The organism is Blautia hominis, assembly GCA_002270465.1.
Classification (GTDB): domain Bacteria; phylum Bacillota; class Clostridia; order Lachnospirales; family Lachnospiraceae; genus Blautia; species Blautia hominis.
In genome coordinates, this window is sequence record NQOF01000001.1 from 139,988 (window position 1) to 158,154 (window position 18,167).

An 18,167-nucleotide genomic window follows, 5' to 3' on the forward strand; every position below is an offset into this window, starting at 1 on the left:
AAAAACAATGAGTTTTAATTTTGGAATTTCTACAAATGCAATGTTTGGAGCAGGACAGTTGGGCAATCTTCATACGCAGCTTAACGCCCCCATGGGTGCTGTGCAGGGGAAAAAGGCGCTGGTGGTCATCTCCAACGGAAAGTCCACCCGCAGCAATGGGTATCTGGAACGTCTGGAAGACGAGCTGGCGCAGGCCGGTGTGGAATATGTGATTTTTGATAAGATTTCTGCCAATCCCACCAAGCCGATCGTGGAGGAAGGCGGCAGATTTGCAAAAGAGAACGGCTGCGACTTCATCGTTGCGCTCGGCGGCGGTTCTGTAATAGATGCTTCTAAGGCCATTGGCATCATGGCAACGAATCCCAGCAATGATTTGTGGGATTATGTGATGTTTGGAACAGGCAAAGGGCAGTGGCCGCCGGTTCCGTCCCTTCCCATCGTGGCGATTACAACGACTGCCGGAACCGGCTCCGAAACCGATGCGGGCGCTGTTATTACCAATCCGGCAACAGAGGAAAAGACGGGAGTGTTTGGCACCGGCACGATGCCTGTTCTCGCAATCATTGATCCGGAACTGATGCTCAGTGTTCCCGCCAAGTTTAAGGCTTATCAGGGCTTTGACGCGCTGTTCCACAGCACAGAGGGGTTTATCTCCAATAAACGCAATGAAATGAGCAAAATGGTTGCCTGCGAAGCAATCAGAAACGTCAGCGGAAATTTGGCAGCGGCAATCCGCGAGCCGGAAAATGTAGAGGCTATGGGTAAGGTTGCATTCGGGAGCTACCTCTCCGGCATTCAGATGTGTGTCGGCTCCTGCACAAGCGCCCACCCGCTGGAACACGCATTAAGCGCCTACCATGAGAATCTTCCCCACGGCGCTGGTCTGATTATGATTTCCAAGGCTTTTTATCGTTTCTTTATCAACAAACATATCTGCGATGACTGTTTTATCGAGATGGCAAAGCTGATGGGGATGAGTTCGGCTAATCAGCCGGAGGATTTCATTACGGCGCTGGAACAGCTTCAGACAGACTGCGGCGTGGCCGACCTGAAGATGTCCGACTACGGCATTACGCCTGATGAATTTGAAAAAATGGCTCAGAACGCCAAGGATACGTTGGGCGTAAACTTTGAGAATGATCCCTGTATGTTGAGCAATGCGGACTGCGTTACCATCTATCAGGAATCTTACAAATAATAGGAGGAAGCAATTATGAGTAAAACGATTTTAGCAATCATATCAAGCCCTCGTAAGGGTGGAAATTCCGAAACGCTGGTAGAACAGTTTGTAAAGGGAGCAAAAGAAGCAGGGCATTCTGTGGAAACAGTTTTCCTGCGGGACAAAAAAATTGCACCCTGCATCGCCTGTGAAGCCTGCCTGAAGAACGGCGGCACTTGCGTCCAAAAAGATGATATGGCTGAAATCCTGAATAAGATTATCGCTGCTGATGTCATTGTGCTGTCCACGCCGGTGTACTACTATTCCATTTCAGCGCAACTGAAGGTGATGATCGACCGCACGCTGGCCGGTGGCGGGAAAATGAAGAATAAGGAATTTTACCTGATTGCTACGGCTGCTGACGGCAAACACGCGATGGACTGTACCATGAACGATATGGAGGGATTTGTCGCCTGTGTTCCCGGCTCTGTTGTTAAGGGCAAAGTCTATGGTTCGGCATTCCATGTTGGCGATATTCAGGGCAATCCTGCGTTGGAGGAAGCCTATCATTACGGAAAAGACTGCTGATTGTTTTCAGACCAGAGAGGAAGGAGGCTGCAATGATATTTTATTTTACCGCCACGGGCAATAGCCTGTATGTGGCGAAGCAACTGGATAAAAGCCCGATCAGCATCCCACAGATCATCCATCAAAAGGATTTGTCATTTGAGGATGAAACCATAGGAATTGTCTGCCCTATTTTCGGACATGAAGTACCGCCAATGGTGCGGGAGTTTTTGCAAAAAGCATCTTTTAAGACGACATATTTCTATATGGTGCTTACTTACGGGAAACGTCACGGCGGCGCTGCGGAACTTGCTGATGAACTAACGGGGAGTTTAGGAATTGCGGCTGCTTATATCAATACTGTTTTAATGGCAGACAACTTTTTGCCTGCTTTCGATATGGAAGAAGAACGCAGGCTGGACAAAAAAGTGGATGAGCAGATAGCGGCCATCAGACTGGATATCCAAAACCGTAAATATGGGATTCAGCCCGCCACCGATGCAGACCGTGCGGCGCATCAGGAGTTTTTGTCACGAAGCAGTCAGCCGCCCGCAGAAAGATGGAAGAATTTTTACCGTATTACGGAAGCCTGTATCGGATGTGGAATCTGCGAAAAGGTTTGCCCGGCAAATTGCTTTCAGATAAAAAACGGTAAGGCGATACGAAAGGAAGATGGATGTCAGGCTTGCATGGCCTGCATCCACCATTGCCCACAGAAAGCGATTGCGCTGAATATGACGGAAAAGAATCCGAATGCCCGATACCGAAATGAACAGATTGCCCTCTCTGAAATTATTGCGGCAAATGATCAAACGAATTTGTGAAAGTTGGTGAACGATGAAGAAAGTAATTAGCATGGCACTATCGGTTATGATGATATTTACGTTGGCTGCCTGCGGAAATAACGCTGCCATTGACGCGGACAAAGGATCGGGGCAGACTTCAAAAAGTGAAGTGGAATCCTCCAGCACTCCCAAGGAAAGCACCGCGCCAAATGAGCAGCAGCCCTCGGCATCGGAGTCTGCCGGATCTGACAGTCAAGCTGATGCGAAAACACTGGTCGTCTATTTCTCTGTGCCGGAAACCACCGATCCTGACAATATGACCGAGGAACAAGAGAACAGTACAGTGGTTATCAACGGTGAGGTACTGGGTAACACGCAGTACATGGCAATGGTGATTGCAGAGAACACCGGGGCGGATTTGTTTCGTATTGAACCTGAAGCACCTTATACAACTGACCATTCGGCGCTTGTGGATCAGGCAAAGAAAGAGCAGACCGATGAAGCTCGTCCTGCGATTGCGGCTCAAATCGAAAATCTGGATCAATATGACACGATATTCGTGGGCTATCCCAACTGGTGGGGAGATATGCCAATGATCCTGTACACTTTTTTTGACGAGTACGATTTTTCCGGGAAAAACATCATTCCTTTTAATACCCATGGCGGCAGTGGATTTTCAAATACGATCAGCACGATTAAGGACTTGGAGTCAGGTGCAAATGTTGATGAGGATGGATTATCTATCAGCCGAAATAACATTCAAGATGCGGAAGCTGACATTATTAGTTGGCTTGACGGACTTGGATTCTAAAAGTAAGGAGACGAGTTTAGAATGAAGAATATTTTAATTTTATCCGGCAGCCCCCGTAAGGGCGGAAACTCTGATCTTCTGTGCGACGAATTTTTGCGCGGCGCGCAGGAAAGCGGAAACAAGGTGGAAAAGATTTTTCTGCGCAACAAAAAAATTGGCTATTGCAACGCCTGCTACTACTGTAAAAAGAGCGGCGGCAAATGCACCATTCAGGATGATATGAGCGAGATTCTGGACAAGATGCAGGCAGCCGATGTGATTGTGCTGGCAAATCCTGTTTACTTCTATTCCATTGACGCACAGATGAAAGCAGTTATCGACCGCTCCGTGGCAAGGTGGACGAATATATTAGACAAGGAATTTTATTACATTATGACTGCCGCCGAGGATGGCGAAACCGTGATGGATTGCACACTGGAGTGTTTCCGTGGATTTGCCGCCTGTTTGAAGGGCTCTAAGGAAATGGGCGTGATTTATGGAAAGGGTGTTTATGAACCCGGCACGATCAAAGCCACGCCTGTGATGAGCGAAGCCTACGAAATGGGAAAACGCGCATGAGTAAATCAAGGAGGTTACATGAGAAAAATACGGAAAGCAAAACAAAATAAGCTGCTGCTCCTATTATCTGCGTTGACAATGCTGCTGATTATGACTGCTTGTTCCGGCAGGTCAGATATAAGCGGAGAGACGCAAACCGCTCCGACTACTGCTCCGGAAACCAATAATGTACCAGCAGAAAGCAATACGGAAACGGTTGGAGCAAAAGAGGAAGCCAAAAACGGTGAAGGGAAAATCTTAATTGCCTATTTTACCGTTCCTCTCAATGACGGTGTGGATACGGTGGCGAGGGCAAGCCGCACAAAATCAGATGACGGCACATATGGAAATGTTCGGTATCTGGCAAATCTCATTCAAGGCTATGTTGACGGAGAGTTATTCTTCATTGATACCGCTCAAGAATATCCAATGGACGATATGGATGAGATGCTGGATTTCGCCTATAAAGAGAAGGCTGACAATGCCCGACCGGAGTTATCGACTCACATCGAAACTTTAGATGATTACGACATTATTTTTATCGGTTATCCTAACTGGAATGCGGATTTGCCGATGCCAATGTACACCTTTTTTGAAGAATATGACTTTAGCGGCAAGACAATCATTCCTTTTGTTGCCCATGGCGGCAGTCGGGCATCCGATACCGTTCAGACGATTGCTGAACTGGAACCCGATGCAACAGTCTTTGATACCCCTGCCGCTGTTTCATGGAACGAAATGGATAAGGCTGACAGCATTATCAACGAATGGGTAAGCACTTTGCCCTTCTGATTAAGAAGAATGGAGGTAGTGCAGGAATGAAAAAATTCAAGCACTTTTTAGGGATTTTGTTGTCAGGCGCACTGCTGTTCGCTTTTTCCGCCTGTGGTCAAACGGCGCCTCCGCAGTCACAAGCGCCCGCTCAAAATCAGGAGTCAATCTCGGCTGAAAACAGCACTGAAATCAGTCCGTCAGAAGATTCCAATCCTGAAACAGCGGCAGATGCCATAAAAGGCAAAACGTTGGTGGTCTATTACTCCGCTACCGGAAGCACGAAAGAGGTAGGTTATCCCATCTGGTGGGGCATTGCCGCTTGGCCGGTGGACAGTTTCATCGCATCGAATGACTTTAGCGGAAAAACAGTGATACCGTTCTGTACATCGATTTCTTCCGGTTTGGGACAGAGCGGTCAGCTTCTGGCGGAGGCGGCAGAAACTGGCGATTGGATGGAAGGCCACAGGTTCTCCAGCGGAGCATCGGCTTCTGAAGTCCAAGAATGGGTTGCTGATCTCAATCTCATGGCGAATGAATCAGCAAAGTAAACACCGTTTCCCTTTCATGGTAATCTGCAACAGCGCCAATAACCTTGAACGAAGTCTGATAAATTTCAATTTGAATGGAGTCCTGAAATGAGCGTAAAAGCAAAATGGAGAATGTTGGTTGATAGTTTGATGGTGGTACTTATACCGCTGTTAATGGCATATTCCTTAATTGGAGAAACAGCACACGAGTGGTTAGGCGTGATGATGTCTCTGCTTTTTGTTGGACATTATCTGCTAAATTTTTACTGGTTCAAGGGACTGGTAAAAGGCAGATGGACGGCATTACGAATTTACCAGACGATCGTCAATATTCTCCTTTTGCTATGTACGCTCGGCTTAATCATCAGTGGCATTGCGCTTTCACGCACTGTTTTTTCGTTCCTGCCAATAGAGGGCGGCGGGAGTTGGGGCAGGACGCTCCATTTATTAACCTCGTACTGGGGGTTCGTGTTGATGTCCTTTCACTTAGGACAGCACTGGAGCATGATTCTAAACAGGGTGCAGCGTTCAGCGAAACACCCCGTTATATTACGAGTTTTGGCCGTTGCTTTCGCCGGATATGGTATCATAGCCTTTATAAAACGTGAAATAGGCACTTATATGACATTACAAAATACATTTGTCTATTTTGATTTTGGCGAACCCTTATTTTTTTTCTTTATCGACTACATAGCAATTATGGGATTGTTTGTATTTCTTGGATGCTATGTGACATCAGCGTTAAAATGGCTGAATAAAGAAATGAGCAGAGAGCGATGGAAAAAAGAAAAAAAGTAATTGCAACCGTTATTCTTTTATTATCTCTATTGGGATGTTCTTCGCAGCAAAATGAGACAGATACCGAGAAAACGATTTCCTTCTTTGCTATGGACACTTATATTGAACTGACCGCATCCGGCGAAAATGCCGACGCTTCTCTTGCAACGGCACAAAAACGAATTGAAGAATTGGAGCATTTGTGGTCGGTAACAGATAAAAAAAGCGAAATCTATGCGCTTAATCATAGCAAGGGACAGTCTTTATTGTTAAGCGATGATACCGCCGCTCTGCTTTCTTTCGCTTTGGAGGTTGCCCAAAAGACAAACGGTGCATTAGAACCGACCATTTACCCGGTACTGGCCGCATGGGGATTTACAACTGAAGAACGAAACATCCCATCAGAACAAGAGATAGCGCAGAGCATGGAACTGGTTGGGTACAAGAACGTGGAACTGATTGGGAATACGGCAGCCCTGCCGATAGGGATGCAAGTTGATTTAGGTGCAGTCGGCAAAGGATATGCAAGTGACGAGGTCGCAGAAATTTTAAGAGAGAATGAAATTAACTCTGCACTCCTTGATGTTGGGGGCAGTGTTCAAATGATAGGTAAAAAGCCAGACGGCAGTGACTGGAAAATTGGTTTGAAAAACCCGCTTTCAGACGGCAATTTGGGAGTTTTAAGTATTTCTGACTGTGCGGTTGTGACATCTGGTAATTATGAGCGATATTTCATAGGTGAGGACGGAAAGCGATACGGGCATATTATAGATCCAGCTACCGGCCATCCAACGGAAAATGAACTTGCTTCGGTGACTGTTATTGCAAAAAACGCAAAACTCTGTGATGGATTATCTACGGCATTATTTGTTATGGGACTTGAAAATGCACGCGATTATTGGAAAAAACATCAGGACTTCGATATGATTTTAATAATGGAGAATGGGGAAATCCATCTTACCGAAGGTATAAAAAATAATTTTTCTTTGAGTGAGGAAAGCAAGAATACGAAGATAAATGTAATAAATTTGTAAAAGCATTGATTTATTAACTTGCAAAGAAATAAAATACAGTTTGCAGGATGATATAACGGACGTGTATTATACGCAATCTGTCGAAGAAGCTATACATATGCTGCAAAAAGAATCCTATTCACTTGTCATTATGGACGCCTGCCTTTCTCAATATGGTGGGACTGCGCTATTCAGCAAATTCGGCAAATGAACCCTCTCCCTATCCTTGCACTCTACCGGTACATTTCCTGCTTGAATCCGTGAAGATACTCCAAGCGTAGGCGTCCGTACTTTTCAAGATTTTTTAGCAGTTCACTGCCCTCAACCTCAATGTTCGGGTAAAGTAATCCGTCAATTTCGATATATTCCAAATCCATGATAGCCATAAGCGGCCTCCTTGATAGAATGATTTACAATTTACCAGTTTCGTTTCGGCTGTTTGCCTTAACTTACTTGTTTTTCGTAAACATCCTTATCAAAGAGACCGCTTCCCGTCTCCGCTTATTTCTTTCTATGCGTTTCAAAGACTTTACGCCATTCATCCGTAAATGGTATACTGTAAACAGCGAAAAGCCGAAAGGAGAATCTATTCTTGACAGAATTATCTTTTAACCGGGAAGAAAAAAGCCGTCTGTTCCGGCTGAACATGCAGATATTAGCGGACGCCTTTACCTCGCACTACCAAAATATCACTTTCTATGCCCAAAACGACCGCCCCTGTCTGGAAGGCATCCGCCTCTATAAAAGGGGAAAGAGCCTGAATCCCCGGTTTGTCTACCTTCTGCAGAGCAAGGATGTGGATAACACCTTCCCGGAATATAAAAACATCGGCTTTATTTGTGTGGGACATACGGATATCACCCGTTTCCACCCAAGCTGTCCCGTCATTGAGCTGAAGAACAGCCCGGATTTCCTGGATGCCTTTGAGATGGTGCAGGAAACCTTTGCAAAATACAGGCAGTGGGACACACACCTGCAGTATGCCCTGAACAGCGAACATCCTCTGGACGAAATGCTGCTGGCAAGCCTTGATATTTTCGGCAATCCCATGTTTATCCACAACACTGATTTTTACATACTTTCCTGCCCAAGATATGTACAGGGCATGACGGTCTGGGAACGGGATTCCAGAACAGGGCACAACATGGTACCTTTAAGCCTGATCCATGACTTTAAGGCAGACACCGAATATTTGGACACGCTCAGTAAAAAGGCGCCTGACCTGTTCTCTGCCGAACAGCGGGGTTACCGGATCCTCTACGTCAATCTCTGGAACGGCAGCCGCTATGAAGGCCGCATCTGCGTGGATGAAATACAGAGTGAATTGCAGAAGGGCAATTATCTGGCCCTGGAATATCTCGGACAATTTATCGAGCTGGCTATCAAACACAAAGGTCTGTTTTCTTTGAGCATGGGCAATGACATGGACCGTTTTTTCAATGAATATCTGGATGGCACCATCGGGGACAATCAGCGCATTCTCAATTACCTTTATTTCCTGCACTGGAAGCAGAACGACCGGTATCTCTGCCTGCGTCTGGAGACAGAACAGAGAGATATCAATATGCTGTCCGCGGCTGCCACACTGGGACATATAGAAACCCAGATCCCCTCCGGCCACGCTTTCCTTTACAGGCATAGTATTGCCGTGGTGGTCAACCTGTCTTACGGGCACAGTTCCGCTTCCGAAGTGATCAGCAGCCTGGCCATCCTCATGCGGGAAGGCCTTCTGAAAATGGGGGCCAGCTCGGAGATCCACGATTTTATGCTGGTTCCTCAGGGATATATCCAGGCCAGCGCTGCACTGGACCTGGGACGAAAAAGTGACAGCATGACCTGGTGCTACCGATTTGATGACTATTTGCTGGAATATCTTCTGAAAAAAGGCAGGGAAGAGATTCCGCCCCAGCTCCTCTGTTCCGAAAAACTGCTCCTTCTGAAAAAATACGATGACAAAAACAAAACCGACTTATACCATACCGTAAAAGTCTATCTGGAACTGGAACGCAGTATCCTCCAGACCGCTAAAGAGCTGTACATCCACCGCAGCACCCTCTTCTACCGTCTGGACCGCATCCGCAAAATAGCCGGCATAGATTTTGAGGACAGCAGGGAACGCCTTATCCTCAGGCTGTCCTTCTACATCCTGGAACAAAAACTGGAAACTTAACTACAAAAAAGGAACAGGAATCGGCACGCAGCGAACCGTTTCCTGTTCCTTTTTCATATCATGAAATCATCTTTTTCTTATTTTCTGCCAAGCGGAGCAATTTTCTCCCTGTAGATCTTTCTGTAAAAATAAGCACTCAGCACCACGGAGGCGATCTCCGCAATGGGGATAGACCACCACACGGCCGACAATCCGCCTACTTTTGCCAGAATAGCTGCAGCCGGAAGGATGATCAAAAGCTGCCTGGTGGCAGAGATGATCAGGCTGTACACCCCATTTCCCAACGCCTGGAACACAGAACCTACAATAATACAGAATCCCGCAAACAGGAAACTGAGACATATGATCCTAAGCGCCGGAACACCGATCGCCAGCATATCCTTAGATGCATTAAACATTCCCAAAAGCTGTGCCGGGAAGATCATGAACAGCGCAAGCCCCAGAAGCATAATGACAACCGCGGAAATAATACTGATATGGATGGTCTGGGTAATCCTCTTTTTATCTCCTGCCCCATAGTTAAAAGCAACAATCGGCACCATACCGTTATTCAGTCCAAAGACAGGCATAAAGATAAAACTGTTAAGCTTGAAATACACACCAAATACCGCTGTAGCCGTGGAGGTAAACTGGATCAGGATCTTGTTCATTCCAAATGTCATGACAGAACCGATGGCCTGCATGATAATAGAAGGCACACCAACCGAATAGATCACTTTGATGATCCGGCCTGACGGCCTGAAATGCCGCATACCGATATGGATATCCTTATTAAATTTAACATTAAAAAACATTGCCAAAAACATTCCGCAGAACTGTCCCAGAACCGTAGCCGCAGCCGCTCCCGCAACTCCCATCTTGGGAAGCCCGAAAAGTCCAAAGATCAGGATCGGGTCAAAAATAATATTGATCACAGCACCCAGCCCCTGGGAAATCATGGTATAAAAGGTACGTCCCGTGGACTGCAGCAGCCTCTCAAACATTACCTGCATATACACAGCAATACAGAGTGCCGAAATAATAGTCATATACTGGACCCCATATTCCCTAATCTGCGCGTCAGCAGTCTGCATATGGAAAAAAGGTTTTGCCAGCAGTACACCCAGCACCGCAAAGACAACACAGCTTACAAATGCCAGAAAAATACCGTTTTTCGCTGATTCATCAGCCATCTTGGCATCCCTCTCCCCAAGACTCCTGGACAATACTGCATTTACACCCACACCGGTACCCACCGCTATGGAGATCATAAGGCTCTGCACCGGAAAGACCAGGGAGACGGCTGTCAGCGCATTCTCATTGATCTGTGCCACGAAAATACTGTCCACTACATTATACAATGCCTGTACCAGCATGGACAAGATCATGGGCAGCGACATCTGAAACAAAAGCTTCGGAACCGGTACGACCCCCATTTTATTTTCTTGTACGTTAGTTTGTGTCATATAAAACTTCCTTTCCTTCGTGTTTTTATCCCATCATGGAACTTCTTACGCAAAAATAATAGAAACCACACTCCTCGGAATTTCTATTATCATAAACAATAGAAAGCATACACTCCGGCTTTCTATCATCATAACAAAGAGTCTGCCGGAGCAGACTCACATTTCACTTTTACTTTATACAGTGTAAAGGAATTAAAAAATATTGTCAATCCATTATTCTGTCTTTTTCTGCGTCTCTCATTTCAACAGTCTGTAGAACACGATCCTGCCAAGGAACTCATCCCTTACTTTTCCTTCAGCCGTTCCCATACCGAATAAGGGATCTTCAAATTTCCCCAGCCGCATCCTAGATCTATATTCGGCTTATTTGCCCCATGAAAATCACTGCCGCCGGAAAGTCGCAGGGAAAGCCGCTTCGCCAGCCTTATCATAGCCCCCTCCTCAGCCGGACGGTAAGTAGGATAATAGGCCTCCAATCCGTCAAGCCCCGCCTTCTTCATCTCCGCCGTCATCTTCTCCAGGTTCCCATCCGAAAGCCTGCACAAGACCGGGTGGGCAAAGACAGCCTTTCCGCCGCCCTCATGGATAAGCTGTATCCCCTGAAACGGCGTAACCTTTTCCCTGGGCACATAACAAGAGGCATGATCTCCCAGAAACCTGTCAAAAGCCTCCTTGATAGAGCTGACATATCCCCGCTCCAAGAGAAACCGTGCAAAATGCGCCCTGGTCCAAACACTCTCCGGAAACTCCTCCATCATCTTTTCATAAGTAACATCCATCCCATGTTCCCTCAAACGCTCCATCATCATCAAATTCCGCGAATCCCTGGACTGCTGAAAACGCAGCAGTTCTTCCTGAAACCGGGCATTCTTCCAATCAATCCCCAGCCCCACAATATGGACATCCTTTCCCCACCAGGTAGTAGAGATCTCAATCCCCGGAATCACCTCCAAATAAGTTCCCTCTGCCGCCGCCACAGCCTCCTCGATCCCGTCCGTCGTATCATGGTCCGTAAGCGCAACCGCCCGCAGTCCCTTCTCCACCGCATATTCCACAATCTCCCTTGGCGAAAAAGTCCCATCAGATGCATTAGAATGCACATGTAAATCTATCATATCCTTCATAACCCATTTCTCCTCTCCCATCACTCCAAACGCCCCTTCTCCCTCCCAGTATAGCAAACCTCCCCCAAAGATACAATATCCGCCCAACCATCCGCCACTTCACTTATCATCCTTAATGATACTGTTGACTCCGTATCCAGTAACACGCTTCGCGATGCACAGATATGGAGCATTCTGCCCCATATCGCGTTGGCTGCCTCTGGATTTTCATGCCGGAAGCATGAAAATGCCTCCCATCTTTTTCACTCCGCCTTCCCACCTCAAATTTTTTTAACGTTTTTCCTAAAAAAAGCTTGCATTTTGTTAAAATGTGTAGTATCATAATCTAGCGTCATGCGAAACAAGAAACACAATACGGTTCGTTGGTCAAGCGGTTAAGACGCCGCCCTCTCACGGCGGAAACAGGGGTTCGATTCCCCTACGAACTGCTCATTCGCTAAGCTATAACAGAAAAGCATCAAAACAATACACACATACGGTTCGTTGGTCAAGCGGTTAAGACGCCGCCCTCTCACGGCGGAAACAGGGGTTCGATTCCCCTACGAACTGCTCATTCACTAAGCTATAACAGAAAAGCATCAAGACAAAATACATATGGTTCGTTGGTCAAGCGGTTAAGACGCCGCCCTCTCACGGCGGAAACAGGGGTTCGATTCCCCTACGAACTGCTAAAAAGATTTCAGTCCAATCACTGAAATCTTTTTTTATTCCCCAAAACAACAATAGCTTCGCAAATCCCCGTAGCCATCCTATCCAAAAGCACCGCCCAACTTAAATACACCGCCGGTCCGCAAAAGCCCTACGGCACGCATCCCAACAACAAACCGCCATACGGAAATCCCCAAATCCCCGTACAGCGGCCCCTATCCCACAGCGCTAAGCGATCCCAGCTTCCCCCTTATTCTTATCCTTCTCCCATCCAGCCTGCTCCCTGACCCGACCGGCTAATCCTCCGGTGCCTCCGCAGGCACAAACACTCTCTGATCCCCGGCACTCTCCGGCACGCTAACCCGTTCCCATGCCTCTTCACAGAAATAATCCTGAGAATTTAAAAGCACCTTCCCTCTTTTATCAATCTTCTCATACCTGCCATCTGCCTGCAGCACATGGGCCTTCACATTATCCGCAAGCTGCATCTCCAGAATATGCTTCACTTCCTCTTTCAGCCGTTCATCCTCCACAGGAAATACGATCTCCACTCTCTTGTCCAGGTTCCTGGGCATCCAGTCCGCGCTTCCCATAAAGATTTCCTCATGCCCGTCGCTGTAGAAATAAAATATCCTGCTGTGCTCCAGAAAATTTCCCACAATAGAGCGCACCGTAATATTCTCACTGACTCCCGGTATTCCGGTCTTCAAACAGCAGATTCCCCGCACGATCAGGTCAATCTTCACCCCTGCCGCGCTGGCTGCATACAGGGCCGCAATGATATCCCTGTCACAGAGAGAATTCATCTTTGCCACAATCCTGGCCTTCCGCCCTTTCAGCGCATATTCCCGTTCCATCTCGATCTGATGCAGGAAACGGTCACGCATCCAGATTGGCGCCACTACCAGCTTATTCCAGGTCCTTGGCTCCGAATAGCCGGAGAGCATATTAAACACCGCTGTGGCATCCTCCCCGATTCTGGCGGAACAGGTGAGGATACCGCAGTCTGTATACAGCTTCGCGGTGGAATCATTATAATTTCCGGTTCCCAGATGCACATATCTGCGGATACCATTTTCCTCCCTGCGCACCACCAGGGTGATCTTGCTGTGGGTCTTGAGTCCCAACAGTCCATAGATCACATGGCACCCTGCCTTCTCAAGCATTTTTGCCCAGACTATATTATTCTCCTCGTCAAAACGGGCTTTCAGCTCCACCAGAACGGTCACCTGCTTGCCGTTCTCCGCAGCCTGGGCCAGCGCCGCGATAATAGGCGAATTGCCGCTCACCCGGTACAACGTCTGCTTGATAGCCAGCACATCCGGGTCCTTGGCTGCCTGCCGCACAAAATCCACCACAGGCTGAAATGTCATGAACGGATGATGCAGCAGAATATCCCCTCTTCTGATCTGGGTAAAAATATCCTCGTCCGTCATCATAGCCGGTACCGGGGCCGGTGTGTAAGGCTTGTTCCTGTACTCCTCAAACCCGTCCATTCCATACATCTTCATAAGGAACGTCAGATCCAGCGGCCCGTTGATCTGGAAGATATCCTCCTCCTTGATCTCAAACTCCATTTTGAGGATATTTAAAAGCCTCTCATCCATCTTGTCTTCCACTTCCAGCCGGATCACTTCGCCCCACTGGCGCTTTTTCAGCTGTTTCTGGATTTCCTTTAATAAGTCTGCCGCTTCGTCCTCGTCAATGGTCAGGTCCGCATTTCTCATGATCCGGTACGGACAGGTGCAGGCCACCTCGTTGCTCAGAAACAGCTTGCCGATATTCCGCTCGATCACCTGCTCCAGGAGGATCACCACAGGATTCCCTTTCTTATCCTCAGGCAGCATGACGATCCTGGGCAGCACGGATGGTACCTGGACTGTGGCAAACTCCAGTTCCTCCCTGCCTTTTTTATCCTTTTTGGATATCAGGGCGCCAATATTCAGCGTCTTGTTTCTGATGAGCGGAAAAGGCCTGGCAGAATCCATAGCCATAGGTGTGAGGACCGGGTATACACTGTCCTCAAAATAACGGTCCACATATTTCTGCTGTTCCTCCGTCAGGTCCTCATGCCTCTCCACCACGTGAAGCCCTACCTTTTTCAGCGCAGGCAGAAGAGAACGGTTGTAGGTATTGTACTGTGCCTCCACCAGTTCCTTTGTCACAACAGACAGTTCTTTTAACTGGTCCTTGGGTGTCATACCGGCAATATCCGGCTTCGTGTATTTTGCATGTACCATATCTTTCAGGGAAGCCACCCGAATCATGAAAAACTCATCCAGATTGGAGGCCGTGATACTTAAAAATTTCAGTCTCTCAAACAGAGGCAGACTTTTGTCCCTGGCCTCAGAGAGGACTCTCTCGTTAAATTTGATCCAGCTTAATTCCCTGTTCCAGTAGTATTCCGGTTTTATATACTCTTTTAAATCCATCCTGATGCCCCCTATCTTCTCTTCTTTCGCCGCAGTCTCGGGCGGATGCTGAATACCTCTTCAAAGAAATCCGCCTTTTCCGTCAGAAGCCCTTCCTCCAGCGTCAGATCTTCCTGTGTGTCAATGGTCAGTATCAGCTCTTTCTCCCTGACTGCTGCCTTAATCTCCTCCACTTTCTGCTTGTGGCTGCGGTCCAGGGCATTGGCAACCCTTAAGATTGCCGTCAGCTTGCCAATCAGCATATAAGTATCACGGTCAATGGCACTCTTGGAATCCGCCTCCCCGTAATACTTAAAAGGCTCTGAATTAAACCGCACCACACTTGCGATCACCTCCCGCTCCATATGGGACAGGCCGATGATCTCCGTGGACATAATGATCGCATAGGAGCACTCCGCCGCATTACTCATACTGATATATTTTCCGCAGTCATGAAGGATCACCGCAATCTGCAGCAGCAGCTTCTCCCTGCTGCCCATGCCGTGCACCTTCTTCATACTGTCAAAAATAATGGTTGCCACCTGAGCGACCGCCTGGGTGTGGCTCTTGTTGCTCATGTAACGCTTTGCTATATTCCTGGCAGATACCAGTATGTCATTTTCAAAATTATGGGTACTTTTGATAAGCTTCTGCTTCTGGGCATAATCATAGGAAACACCGTCATTTAACTGGGTGCCGGGAAGCCATAAAGTCTCTGCTCCCATCTCATCAATGAACACCCTGCAGATGATCAAGGTGGGCACCAAAATAGTGGCAAATTCCAGGGATATCCCCAGTTCCACAGCCGCCTGTTCCGGAGATTTATGGACGATCCCTTCATATACCTGCATAAATGCGTCACGGCTTACAGTCCTGTTCTCCTCCATACTGTTCTTTTTCTTCAGGAGCGTCTCCATGAAAACATCCCCCAGAAGAATAATATTGTCAATCTTCCGCTCCTTCAGATGCAGCTTTTTAAAACTGAGGATATCGTTGTGGATCAGTTCCTCCACCAGATGCTCATAGTACACGGTCTCCTTCTCCACCGGGATCAGCCGTTCCCGGATACGCAGGCTGCCCATCTTAAAGTTCTGGGTAGTCACCAGCGCATCCTTGTCAAACAGGGAGATCTGTACATTTCCGCCGCCGATCTCAATGATAGCGGTTCCCTTCTGGATGATCTTTGTAAAAGCCGCCTCCTTGGCTGCCAGTGATTTGTAGCCGTAAAACCTCTGCTCTGAATTGCTCAGGATCTCCACATTAATGCCTGTTTTCTGGTATACCTGGTCCAGCACGATCCAGACATTTTTCGCCTCCTGCAGCGTACTGGTGGCACAGGCACGGTAAGCATCCACCTGGTATTCCTGCATGATACCGGCAAAATCCCGGAGCACTGCACACAGCTCCTGGGTGGAATCATATCCTATTTTACCTGTTCCGTAGGTATCCCGCCCGATCTCCAAACGGCTTCTGACCTCATCAATCTGACGGATCCCCGCTTTGGGTGAAATTTCGTAGATATCCATGGATACATGATAAGACCCCACATCAATTGCTGCAAATCTTGTAATTGCCATTTTCTCACCTCTTCCGTAAACGGACTATATCTTATTTCTGTACTCGTTGGCTGAAATCCCCTCTATCTTTTTAAAGACCCTGGAAAAATGCGCCATATCTAAAAAGCCCACTTCCTCCGCCACATCTCCGATACGCAGGGAAGGGTCTTTTAACAGCTCTTTTGCCTTCTCGATCCGGATGGAATTGAGGATTTCCGAAAAGCTCTTTTCCAAATGTTTATTTAAGAGCTTACTCAGATGCCACTGGCTCACAAACGTGTTCTCTGCAACTTCACTCAGGGAAATCTTTTTATTATAGTTTTCCTGAATATAGGCCAGGGCATTCTTCACAATGAAACTGCCTGCAGTATTTTCAGACTCATCCTCCTCGCCGGTTATGTTTCGTTTTTTCAGGTTTTCCGCCATGACCTGCACAGCTTCCTCGATCTCGTCCATATTGGACGGCTTTAACAGGAAACGCGTCACACCCAGGCGGATGGCCTGCTGCGCATAGTCGAAATCCCGGTAACCTGTCAGAATAGATATCTGCATCTCCGGAAATTCCACCCTGAGGGCAGCGATCATTTTCAGCCCGTCCATGCCGGGCATGGAGATATCTGAGATAACGATATTGGGCTGCTCTTTTCTTATAACCTCCAGCCCCTCCTGTCCGTTGCCTGCGGTGGCGGCGATCCTGCAGCCGTATTTATCCCACGGCACCACTTTGGAAAGGCCTTCCGCGATAATTGGCTCATCATCTACTATTACTACTTTATACATATGTACCCCCCTGGTTCCTCTCTTAGTTTATCACAAATATTCTATTCTTCTTTCAAATATACCTTAAATTTGTGTAAAATAAATACTACTTTCTATTATTATAAAACATTAGCGAAAAAAAGGAAAGTATCTGGCGGCTTTTCCACCAAATACTTTCCTTCTATCGTAACAGTTCAGGCAAGCTGAACCGTTACCATCTGTCTTCTTTATTTTTATTTCAGGCACTCAGCCCTTCACAGCTCCCGCTGTCATACCTTTGATAATGTATTTCTGCAGACATACATACACAACCAGAAGCGGTACGATGATCAGTGTCACCACTGCTGCCATCAGGCCGTAGTCTGTACCTTCCCTGGAGGAAATCTCCATGAGCAGTCGTGTGATCGCCCACTGGTCTTTGAAACGAAGGAAGAAGGTCTGGGAGAACAGGTCATTGTAGCTCCACAGGAAACTGAAGATACCAACCGTTGCGAAGGATGGTTTTGTCAGGGGCACCACGATCTTGAAGAAGATCTGCATGGGATTGCAGCCTTCCAGGTACGCCGACTCTTCCAGTTCAATGGGAAGACTTCGGATATACCCCGTGAGCACTACCATGGCAAAGGCCAGGTTTCCGGCTATCTGCGGCAGTATGAGCGACAAAAGCGATAGGGAAACTTTATCGGTGTTGACGATCCCCCATGAAAATTCCATACGGAATACCGGGATAATAGTGGCAAATACCGGGAACATCATGGCTGCAACCACCATGGTGTTTAACAGCTTCTTGGTTTTCAGGTTATAACGGACCAGTGCGTAGGAAGCCATTCCTGCCAGGAGGATAACCACAACTGCCACGCAGCAGGAAACGATGATACTGTTTTTATATGCGGTGAAGATGTTCAGTCTGTCAAACGCTGTCTTATAGTTCTCCATACTGAACAAATCACCTAACGGAAGTGCAAAGGAGTTTGCAATTATTTTCTTTCTGTCTTTGAATGAGTTTAAGATAACCCACAGGATCGGATATATTGTTGTAAGTGCCCAGAATATCAGGATGAGATATACGACGCACATTCCTGGTGAAAATTTACGCTTTTTCAT

Annotated in this window: 17 protein-coding genes and 3 tRNA genes; 13 read left to right on the forward strand and 7 right to left on the reverse strand. The window is 47.3% G+C overall.

What is annotated here, in order from left to right; all coding sequences use genetic code 11:
• Positions 1-7: 7 nt before the first annotated feature.
• From CI595_RS00690 to CI595_RS00730, 9 genes are all read left to right on the forward strand, one after another.
• Positions 8-1,198, forward strand: coding sequence for an iron-containing alcohol dehydrogenase (locus CI595_RS00690; RefSeq protein ID WP_095170708.1), 1,191 nt, complete (start codon positions 8-10; stop codon positions 1,196-1,198).
• A 15-nt stretch (positions 1,199-1,213) separates the two neighbouring features.
• Positions 1,214-1,747: a flavodoxin family protein gene (locus CI595_RS00695; RefSeq protein ID WP_095170711.1), complete on the forward strand. Its 534-nt coding sequence runs from the start codon at positions 1,214-1,216 to the stop codon at positions 1,745-1,747.
• A 32-nt stretch (positions 1,748-1,779) separates the two neighbouring features.
• Complete coding sequence (locus tag CI595_RS00700; RefSeq protein ID WP_095170713.1) at positions 1,780-2,550, forward strand: EFR1 family ferrodoxin; 771 nt, start codon at positions 1,780-1,782, stop codon at positions 2,548-2,550.
• Positions 2,551-2,563: 13 nt separating this feature from the next.
• Positions 2,564-3,322: a flavodoxin gene (locus CI595_RS00705; RefSeq protein ID WP_095170715.1), complete on the forward strand. Its 759-nt coding sequence runs from the start codon at positions 2,564-2,566 to the stop codon at positions 3,320-3,322.
• 21 nt (positions 3,323-3,343) lie between these two features.
• Entirely contained in the window at positions 3,344-3,880 is a 537-nt protein-coding gene (locus CI595_RS00710) for a flavodoxin family protein (RefSeq protein WP_095170717.1), read from the forward strand.
• Positions 3,881-3,898: 18 nt separating this feature from the next.
• Positions 3,899-4,651, forward strand: a complete 753-nt coding sequence (locus CI595_RS00715) for a flavodoxin (RefSeq protein ID WP_095170719.1) — start codon at positions 3,899-3,901, stop codon at positions 4,649-4,651.
• Between the two features lie 26 nt (positions 4,652-4,677).
• Positions 4,678-5,181 carry a flavodoxin gene (locus CI595_RS00720; protein ID WP_095170721.1) on the forward strand — a complete coding sequence of 168 codons (504 nt, stop codon included), beginning with the start codon at positions 4,678-4,680 and terminating at the stop codon, positions 5,179-5,181.
• An 87-nt stretch (positions 5,182-5,268) separates the two neighbouring features.
• A complete protein-coding gene (locus CI595_RS00725) occupies positions 5,269-5,958 on the forward strand; it encodes a DUF4405 domain-containing protein (protein WP_095170724.1) in 690 nt (229 codons plus the stop codon).
• A complete protein-coding gene (locus CI595_RS00730) occupies positions 5,937-6,971 on the forward strand; it encodes an FAD:protein FMN transferase (RefSeq protein WP_095170726.1) in 1,035 nt (344 codons plus the stop codon). Before CI595_RS00725 ends, CI595_RS00730 begins: the two co-directional genes overlap by 22 nt.
• Positions 6,972-7,183: 212 nt before the next feature.
• Here the strand turns inward: CI595_RS00730 and CI595_RS00735 are convergent, their stop codons facing one another.
• Entirely contained in the window at positions 7,184-7,336 is a 153-nt protein-coding gene (locus tag CI595_RS00735; protein WP_106408376.1) for a TnpV protein, read from the reverse strand.
• Between the two features lie 206 nt (positions 7,337-7,542).
• Here CI595_RS00735 and CI595_RS00740 point away from each other — a divergent pair, with 206 nt between their 5' ends.
• On the forward strand, positions 7,543-9,120 hold the full coding sequence (locus CI595_RS00740) for a PucR family transcriptional regulator (RefSeq protein WP_095170728.1): 1,578 nt from the start codon (positions 7,543-7,545) through the stop codon (positions 9,118-9,120).
• Between the two features lie 77 nt (positions 9,121-9,197).
• On the opposite strand, the gene CI595_RS00745 is transcribed toward CI595_RS00740, so the two are convergent.
• Together CI595_RS00745 and CI595_RS00750 are read right to left on the reverse strand one after the other, a co-directional pair.
• Positions 9,198-10,565, reverse strand: a complete 1,368-nt coding sequence (locus tag CI595_RS00745) for an MATE family efflux transporter (RefSeq protein WP_095170730.1) — start codon at positions 10,563-10,565, stop codon at positions 9,198-9,200.
• A gap of 284 nt (positions 10,566-10,849) precedes the next feature.
• Positions 10,850-11,689 (reverse strand): PHP domain-containing protein, encoded by an 840-nt coding sequence (locus tag CI595_RS00750; protein ID WP_095170733.1) that lies wholly within the window; start codon positions 11,687-11,689, stop codon positions 10,850-10,852.
• A gap of 356 nt (positions 11,690-12,045) precedes the next feature.
• Here CI595_RS00750 and CI595_RS00755 point away from each other — a divergent pair.
• The 3 genes from CI595_RS00755 (at position 12,046) to CI595_RS00765 (ending at position 12,357) form a co-directional block, all read left to right on the forward strand.
• A tRNA-Glu gene (locus CI595_RS00755) sits at positions 12,046-12,117 on the forward strand.
• Positions 12,118-12,166: 49 nt separating this feature from the next.
• Positions 12,167-12,238 (forward strand) — tRNA-Glu (locus CI595_RS00760).
• A 47-nt stretch (positions 12,239-12,285) separates the two neighbouring features.
• Positions 12,286-12,357: transfer RNA gene (locus CI595_RS00765), tRNA-Glu, on the forward strand.
• A 276-nt stretch (positions 12,358-12,633) separates the two neighbouring features.
• On the opposite strand, the gene CI595_RS00770 is transcribed toward CI595_RS00765, so the two are convergent.
• From CI595_RS00770 to CI595_RS00785, 4 genes are all read right to left on the reverse strand, one after another.
• Entirely contained in the window at positions 12,634-14,769 is a 2,136-nt protein-coding gene (locus tag CI595_RS00770; protein ID WP_095170736.1) for an RNA degradosome polyphosphate kinase, read from the reverse strand.
• Between the two features lie 11 nt (positions 14,770-14,780).
• On the reverse strand, positions 14,781-16,325 hold the full coding sequence (locus CI595_RS00775) for a Ppx/GppA phosphatase family protein (RefSeq protein ID WP_095170738.1): 1,545 nt from the start codon (positions 16,323-16,325) through the stop codon (positions 14,781-14,783).
• Positions 16,326-16,349: 24 nt separating this feature from the next.
• On the reverse strand, positions 16,350-17,084 hold the full coding sequence (locus tag CI595_RS00780) for a response regulator transcription factor (protein WP_095170740.1): 735 nt from the start codon (positions 17,082-17,084) through the stop codon (positions 16,350-16,352).
• 225 nt (positions 17,085-17,309) lie between these two features.
• Positions 17,310-18,167 carry a carbohydrate ABC transporter permease gene (locus CI595_RS00785; RefSeq protein WP_095170743.1) on the reverse strand — a complete coding sequence of 286 codons (858 nt, stop codon included), beginning with the start codon at positions 18,165-18,167 and terminating at the stop codon, positions 17,310-17,312.

Excerpts from the sequence above, each read along its gene's own strand:
- CI595_RS00690 (WP_095170708.1), top strand. The coding sequence starts at position 8 with ATGAGTTTTAATTTTGGAATTTCTACAAATGCAATGTTTGGAGCAGGA.
- CI595_RS00695 (WP_095170711.1), top strand. The coding sequence starts at position 1,214 with ATGAGTAAAACGATTTTAGCAATCATATCAAGCCCTCGTAAGGGTGGA.
- CI595_RS00700 (WP_095170713.1), top strand. The coding sequence starts at position 1,780 with ATGATATTTTATTTTACCGCCACGGGCAATAGCCTGTATGTGGCGAAG.
- CI595_RS00705 (WP_095170715.1), top strand. The coding sequence starts at position 2,564 with ATGAAGAAAGTAATTAGCATGGCACTATCGGTTATGATGATATTTACG.
- CI595_RS00710 (WP_095170717.1), top strand. The coding sequence starts at position 3,344 with ATGAAGAATATTTTAATTTTATCCGGCAGCCCCCGTAAGGGCGGAAAC.
- CI595_RS00715 (WP_095170719.1), top strand. The coding sequence starts at position 3,899 with ATGAGAAAAATACGGAAAGCAAAACAAAATAAGCTGCTGCTCCTATTA.
- CI595_RS00720 (WP_095170721.1), top strand. The coding sequence starts at position 4,678 with ATGAAAAAATTCAAGCACTTTTTAGGGATTTTGTTGTCAGGCGCACTG.
- CI595_RS00725 (WP_095170724.1), top strand. The coding sequence starts at position 5,269 with ATGAGCGTAAAAGCAAAATGGAGAATGTTGGTTGATAGTTTGATGGTG.
- CI595_RS00730 (WP_095170726.1), top strand. The coding sequence starts at position 5,937 with ATGGAAAAAAGAAAAAAAGTAATTGCAACCGTTATTCTTTTATTATCT.
- CI595_RS00735 (WP_106408376.1), bottom strand. The coding sequence starts at position 7,336 with ATGGCTATCATGGATTTGGAATATATCGAAATTGACGGATTACTTTAC.
- CI595_RS00745 (WP_095170730.1), bottom strand. The coding sequence starts at position 10,565 with ATGACACAAACTAACGTACAAGAAAATAAAATGGGGGTCGTACCGGTT.
- CI595_RS00750 (WP_095170733.1), bottom strand. The coding sequence starts at position 11,689 with ATGAAGGATATGATAGATTTACATGTGCATTCTAATGCATCTGATGGG.
- CI595_RS00770 (WP_095170736.1), bottom strand. The coding sequence starts at position 14,769 with ATGGATTTAAAAGAGTATATAAAACCGGAATACTACTGGAACAGGGAA.
- CI595_RS00775 (WP_095170738.1), bottom strand. The coding sequence starts at position 16,325 with ATGGCAATTACAAGATTTGCAGCAATTGATGTGGGGTCTTATCATGTA.
- CI595_RS00780 (WP_095170740.1), bottom strand. The coding sequence starts at position 17,084 with ATGTATAAAGTAGTAATAGTAGATGATGAGCCAATTATCGCGGAAGGC.
- CI595_RS00785 (WP_095170743.1), bottom strand. The coding sequence starts at position 18,167 with ATGAAAAAGCGTAAATTTTCACCAGGAATGTGCGTCGTATATCTCATC.